The organism is Micromonospora sp. LOL_024 (assembly GCF_048060415.1).
GTDB lineage: Bacteria > Actinomycetota > Actinomycetes > Mycobacteriales > Micromonosporaceae > Micromonospora.
This window is the reverse complement of the sequence record NZ_JBHMIS010000084.1, coordinates 1-5,428: the sequence shown is the minus strand read 5'-3', so window position 1 is coordinate 5,428 and position 5,428 is coordinate 1. Positions and strand designations below refer to the sequence as shown.

General features: G+C 69.5%; 7 protein-coding genes. 2 read left to right on the top strand and 5 right to left on the bottom strand.

Features of this window, described 5'->3' with window-relative positions:
* Nucleotides 1-43 precede the first annotated feature (43 nt).
* The 3 genes from ACFHWY_RS27910 to ACFHWY_RS27900 all read right to left on the bottom strand — a co-directional run bounded on the left by ACFHWY_RS27910 (nt 44) and on the right by ACFHWY_RS27900 (nt 2,541).
* Complete coding sequence (locus ACFHWY_RS27910; protein WP_416583234.1) at nt 44-379, bottom strand: hypothetical protein; 336 nt, start codon at nt 377-379, stop codon at nt 44-46.
* 387 nt (nt 380-766) lie between these two features.
* On the bottom strand, nt 767-1,432 hold the full coding sequence (locus ACFHWY_RS27905) for a response regulator (RefSeq protein WP_416583233.1): 666 nt from the start codon (nt 1,430-1,432) through the stop codon (nt 767-769).
* Nucleotides 1,429-2,541 carry a sensor histidine kinase gene (locus tag ACFHWY_RS27900; protein ID WP_416583232.1) on the bottom strand — a complete coding sequence of 371 codons (1,113 nt, stop codon included), beginning with the start codon at nt 2,539-2,541 and terminating at the stop codon, nt 1,429-1,431. Before ACFHWY_RS27900 ends, ACFHWY_RS27905 begins: the two co-directional genes overlap by 4 nt.
* Before the next feature lie 46 nt (nt 2,542-2,587).
* Here ACFHWY_RS27900 and ACFHWY_RS27895 point away from each other — a divergent pair, with 46 nt between their 5' ends.
* Both ACFHWY_RS27895 and ACFHWY_RS27890 read left to right on the top strand, forming a co-directional pair.
* Entirely contained in the window at nt 2,588-3,178 is a 591-nt protein-coding gene (locus ACFHWY_RS27895; protein ID WP_416583231.1) for a DUF6223 family protein, read from the top strand.
* A 78-nt stretch (nt 3,179-3,256) separates the two neighbouring features.
* Nucleotides 3,257-3,640: a DoxX family protein gene (locus tag ACFHWY_RS27890; protein ID WP_416583230.1), complete on the top strand. Its 384-nt coding sequence runs from the start codon at nt 3,257-3,259 to the stop codon at nt 3,638-3,640.
* Here ACFHWY_RS27890 and ACFHWY_RS27885 read toward each other — a convergent pair.
* Both ACFHWY_RS27885 and ACFHWY_RS27880 read right to left on the bottom strand, forming a co-directional pair.
* Complete coding sequence (locus ACFHWY_RS27885; RefSeq protein WP_416583229.1) at nt 3,548-4,921, bottom strand: cation:proton antiporter; 1,374 nt, start codon at nt 4,919-4,921, stop codon at nt 3,548-3,550. The two genes, ACFHWY_RS27890 and ACFHWY_RS27885, sit on opposite strands and share 93 nt — an antisense overlap.
* Nucleotides 4,922-4,939: 18 nt before the next feature.
* Nucleotides 4,940-5,200, bottom strand: a complete 261-nt coding sequence (locus ACFHWY_RS27880; RefSeq protein ID WP_416583228.1) for a hypothetical protein — start codon at nt 5,198-5,200, stop codon at nt 4,940-4,942.
* Nucleotides 5,201-5,428: the final 228 nt, after the last annotated feature.

Sequence of the window (5,428 nt, the reverse complement as noted above, 5' to 3'; positions counted from 1 at the left end):
CCGACACGCCGACACGGGCACCATCACTCACAGCCACAATCGATCATGAAACGGCCGTGTCCCAGGGGCAGGTGGGTTCGGCGATTCCGCAGAGGTGGAAGCCGTAGATGGTGTGGATGTCGGTGAGGGTGGTGGCCTGGGCTGGTTCGTGGCCGTAGACGTGGACTCCGCAGATGACGGGCGGTTTTGCGGTTTTGTCGGTGGTTGTTTGCTGGGTGGTGTGTCCGGCGTGGTGGTGTTGGGCTGGGTCTGCTCGTTCGAGTGTGGTGCGTAGGTGGGTCTGGAGTTGTTTGGGTAGGTCTGCTGGTTCGGTCGTGGCGGTGGTTGAGGTGGCGAGGGTGACTGCGCCAATCGAGACGGCGAGCAGGGTCACTTCCATCCAGGAGGAAGGGGTTTCGGAGCCACCTGGTGATGCGTTGCCGGGTAGTCATAGATGCTTCTCGCCTCGTCGCCGGTTCTGGTGTTCGCAGACGCATGGGACGGACGTCTGCCCGGGGGGCCGTCGGGTGGAGGTGGCCTGGCGCTGCGGCGCGCGGGAGTCTGCCCAAGGTGGCGCGCTGCCGGCACTGCGATGCTCCCGTGCGGGCCGTGCTCAGCGCGGTTGCCTCCGCGCTGCGGCGATATGAAGCCATTTCAACATGCTTGGACCCACTCCGGCAACATTGACCATCATCGACATTCTTCGGCCTTGTCGACCTGCCGGTTCCATTGCGCAAGCTGCACTCGACCGGTGGCCTCCTGCCTGCGCGCTCACCGCGCGGGAGCGTCAGGAGTTGCCCGGAGACACCAGGCCGGATTCGTAGGCGAGGACGACGAGCTGGGCCCGGTCGCGTACGTGGAGCTTGGTCATGGCGCGGTTGATGTGGGTCTTCGCGGTCATCGGGCTGATCGTCATGCGACCGGCGATCTGGTCGTTGGACAGGCCCTGCGCCACCAGCGCGACGGCCTCGCGCTCGCGGTTGGTCAGCCGGGTCAACACCGTGTGGGCGCCCGGGTGGAGCGGCTGGGTGACGTACCGGTTGATCAGCTTGCGGGTGATCGACGGTGCGAGCAGGGCGTCGCCTCGCGCGGCGACCCGGATGGCATGGAGGAAGTCCTCCGGCTGGATGTCCTTGACGAGAAATCCGGCCGCACCGGCGCGCAGCGCGTTGAGGACGTATTCGTCCAAGCCATAGTTGGTCAGGATGACGACGTGCACCCGGGTCAGGGCCGGGTCTGCGGCGATGCGCCGGGTCGCCTCGATCCCGTCGACGACCGGCATCCGGATGTCGATGAGCGCGATGTCGGGCAGGTGCTCCCTGGCCAATGCCAGGCCCTCACTGCCGTCGGCGGCTTCGGCCACCACCTCGATGTCGTCCTCGACATCGAGCAGCGCGCGGAACCCGCTGCGGATCAGTGGCTGGTCGTCGACCAGCAGCACCCGGATCGTCATGTCTGGTCCACCGGAAGCTCGGCCCGGACGGTGAAGCCGCCCTCGCGGCGCGGTTCCGCGTGCAGGTGACCGCCGAGAGCGGTGACTCGTTCGCGCATCCCGAGCAGCCCGACGCCGGGTACCGCCGCGCTGTCCGGCCTCGCGCTGCCGTCGTCGTCGACCTGGATGGCGAGGGCGTCGGGACGGTAGGCGATCCGGACGGATGCGGTCGCCGCCGCGGCGTGACGGTTGATGTTGGTCAGCGACTCCTGCACGATCCGGTAGGCGGTCCGCTCCACTGTGGTTGGTAGGTCGGTGCGGCGTCCCTCGATCGTCAGCGTCGCGTCCAATCCGGTCGTCCTCGCCCGTTGCAACAGTTCGGGGACGTGGTCGAGGCCACGCGACGGGCTCCCGTCGTCGTCGCGGAGCGCCTCCAGCGTCGCTCGCAGCTCCCGGGCCGCGTCACGACCGGCCTCCCGGATCGCCAGCAGGGCCGCCGGCACCTGCTCACCCCGCCTACGACCCAGGTGGACGGCGACCTCGGCCTGCACCTTGATGACGGAGATCTGGTGGGTGAGTGAATCGTGCAGTTCCCGCGCGATGTGTAGCCGCTCCTCGTAGGCGCGGCGGCGCGCCGTCTCCTCCCGGGTGCGCTCGGCCTCGTCGGCCCGGCGCTCGGCCTGACGCAGCGCCTCGCCGGCCGCACCGGCGGCGATCAGCCAGGCCAGTTCGAGAGCATCTCGTGCCTGCGTGAACGCGTCACCGATGTCGTGTAGGCCGGAGACCCCGGCGGCGAGCGGGAGAGCAGCCAACATGATCACGCTTGCGGCCACCGTGACCGTGCGGTGTCCCGCCCGTACGGCCGCGTACACCGCGAACAGGTAGGCGACGGCAGGCACGTCGAACCCGGCCGCCTGGTAACCCACCGCGCACAACCCGGTGACGACCAGGACGGGCACCGGCGCGTGGCGGCGCAGGGCCAGCGCCAGGCCGCCGACCGCCAGCAGGGGGTAGCCCAGCAGGTCGAAACGGGTGCCGGAGTGCTGCCCGGACAGCCCGGTGACCAGAAGGATCGCCGCCACGCCGGCGGCGATCGTCCAGTCCCCGACCTGGACCCGTCCCCTGTTCATGCAGGCACCCTAATCGGACGTCCGCCCGGGCAACTCCCGCGCGCGGATGACCCGACGGCTACCGCAGATGCGGTACATCCCCGAATTCTGCGACATCCACGGCAGCCGGATGCGCTCGTCGCGGCAGCGTGAAGTGTCCGCGCCGGCAGGACGACAGGCGGTAGGTGCGGCGGACAGGATTCAGCGACATCCGGTCGAAGAAGATGAGGAGAACACCACGTCCTTCTGTCGCCTGCCCACCTCCGCCGCCGGGGCCCTGCTCGGGTCCGTACCAGCAACCGCACAGCTCAGCGCCGAGTCGGCCGGCGTCGAGGCGGCCACCCTGACCGCCGGGCGGCTCGTGGGCGCCGTGGCCGTACTCGTCGCGCTGGCCGGCGTGGTCATCGGAGGGCTGGCGCTGGCCCGCTCTAGCAGCCGGGCCGGCAACGGCAACGGGCGACGGAGCGCCGTCGTGGCCATGGTGGCGGGGCTGGCCGCCACGGCCGCCGGCGGCCTGGTGGTGGTCGCCGCCGAGGGTGGCCCCGGCACCGGTTACGGCATTGTCGGTGGCTTCATGGCCCTCGTGGCCGGGCTGGTCGCCACGGTCCTTGGCTGGCTGGCGCTGGCCCGCTCGCGCCGCACCGGCCCGGTCGGCTGAGTCCGGCGGCACCCGCGCTGTCACAACGACCGGTCGGGCGGTGTCTTGGTGACCGGATCGTTGAACGAAGGAGACTTCATGAACCTCGCACTCTGGATCGCCGCCGGGCTCCTCGCCGTGGTCGCTCTGGCCGGTGGCATCAGCAAGACGTTCGTACCCTGGGAAAGGTTGAGAAAGATCCGTGGCGGGGAATGGGTCGGACACTTCAGCGTGGGCTTCGTGAAGACCCTCGGGGTCCTCGAAATCCTGGCTGCGGTCGGCCTGATCCTGCCAGCCGTGCTCGATGTCGCACCGGATGTGGTGCCGGTGACCGCCACCTGCTGGGTCCTGTTGATGGTCGGTGCGATGATCACGCATCTCCGGCACGGCTCACCCCGGTTCATGGTGCTGAACCTGATCTATCTCGCTCTTGCGGCGTTCGTCGCGTGGGGCCGTTTCGGTCCCGAGCCCTTCACCGCCTGACCGGCCTGAAGTCCTGCGTGTACCGCTGCGTCGAGGTGTCGCCGCAACCGGGTAGAGAAGTTGCAGTAGCGGGCCGGCCATCGCGGTGGTGACCAGGGCCATCACGGCCATCGAGGAGTAGAGCTGGCCGTCGAGCATGCCGAGTTCCAGGCCGACGGCGAGGATGATCAGTTCGGTCAGGCCGCGGGTGTTCATCAGGACGGCGAGCGCAGTCGCCGACCGGGCGGGTACCCCGCCGAGGCGGGCGGCGGTGAACGCGCCGACGAACTTGCCGCCCACCGCGACGGCCAGGATGAGGGCCAGTTCGACGAGGTCGCCGACGTCCATGGTGGACAGATCGACCTTCAGCCCGGCGACGACGAAGAAGATCGGTAGTAGCAGCAGACCGTTGAGGTGCGATATCCGGTCGCCCACCTGCGCGGTGACGCCGTGCTCGGGTGTGGTCGCGGCACGGGGCATGACCACGCCGAACAGGAAGGCGCCGAAGATGAAGTGCAACCCGATCCAGTCGGTGACGGCCGCCGACGTCAGCAGCCCCACCAGCGTGACGAGCAGGGCTGTCGGTCGAGGCTGGCCACCCGTCACGCGATCATCGAGCAGGCGCCGCAGCAGCGGCCGGACGACCGCAAACATGAGCAGCAGGTAGGGCAGGAACAGCAGCGCCGACAGGGAGCCACCGCCGGCGCCCGCGACCGCGACCACGACGGCGAGCAGCGTCCAGGCGAGTACGTCGTCGATTGCGGCACAGGCCAGCGCCACGCTGCCGAGCCAGGTGCGGCTCAGCCCACGGTCGATGAGGATACGGGCCAGCACCGGGAACGCGGTCACCGACATGGCGGCGCCCATGAACAGCACGAATCCGGTCTTGCTGTCGGTCGGGTGGCTCGCGTACAGGTGCAGGGCCAGCAACGCGCCGAGGCCGAACGGCACGGCGATGGAGCCGGCGGCGATGGAGCCGGCGGCGATGGAGCCGGCGGCGACGGTGCCCGCGACCACCCGGCGTCCACGGAGCAGACCGGCGTTCAGCTCCGTCCCGACGGTGTACATGAACAGGACGACGCCGATGGTCGCCAGGGCGCTCAGGAAGGGCCGGATGTCCTCCGGGAAGAGCGTGTCCGAGACGGCCCCGCTGAGCAGCGTCGGGCCGAGCAGGATGCCCAGGACCACCTCACCGATGACGGGAGGTTGCCGGAGGTGCCGGGCCACCGCGCCGGCCGCGAAGGCGAGTAGCGAGATCAGCGCCAGGGCGAGGAGCAGCGTCGGAACCTGGTGCGAACCCACGGGGGTACGTCTCTGGGGCTAGCGGTCCGCCGTCGGTGCCGCGACGGCCCCGCCCGCCGGCACCAGCACGTCGGCGGACTGCTCGGTGGCGCCTGGGCGCTGGCCGGGGCGGGTGGCCAGGTAGACCGCGGACACCGTGACGGCGGTGGCCACGATGCCCAGCATCAGCCGGTAGTCCAGCAGCGCGATCAGGGTCGCGCCGACGGCGATCGACATGGTCTGTGGCACGGTCATCGCGAACTCGAAGGCGGCGGACGCGCGTTTGATACCGGTGAGCACTGGACTATGAGATCGCTGACGTCTGCCGCAGACGGCGCGTTGCGGAGTGTGACCGCCGGCGTCCCGAGGGACGTCCGGACGTGCCGAATTGAGTGCGTGTTCTGTGTGCGTTTTCGGCGACGCCTGGCGGTTTTCCTAGTACGGCAGCCGCCAATTGCTAGCTGACTAGGGCGTAGTCCCTGTTCAGTCGGGTGCGTTGGTGGAACCAGCGTGCGCGGGCTTGGTGAC

Excerpts from the sequence above, each read along its gene's own strand:
- ACFHWY_RS27910 (WP_416583234.1), bottom strand. The coding sequence starts at position 379 with ATGGAAGTGACCCTGCTCGCCGTCTCGATTGGCGCAGTCACCCTCGCC.
- ACFHWY_RS27905 (WP_416583233.1), bottom strand. The coding sequence starts at position 1,432 with ATGACGATCCGGGTGCTGCTGGTCGACGACCAGCCACTGATCCGCAGC.
- ACFHWY_RS27900 (WP_416583232.1), bottom strand. The coding sequence starts at position 2,541 with ATGAACAGGGGACGGGTCCAGGTCGGGGACTGGACGATCGCCGCCGGC.
- ACFHWY_RS27895 (WP_416583231.1), top strand. The coding sequence starts at position 2,588 with ATGACCCGACGGCTACCGCAGATGCGGTACATCCCCGAATTCTGCGAC.
- ACFHWY_RS27890 (WP_416583230.1), top strand. The coding sequence starts at position 3,257 with ATGAACCTCGCACTCTGGATCGCCGCCGGGCTCCTCGCCGTGGTCGCT.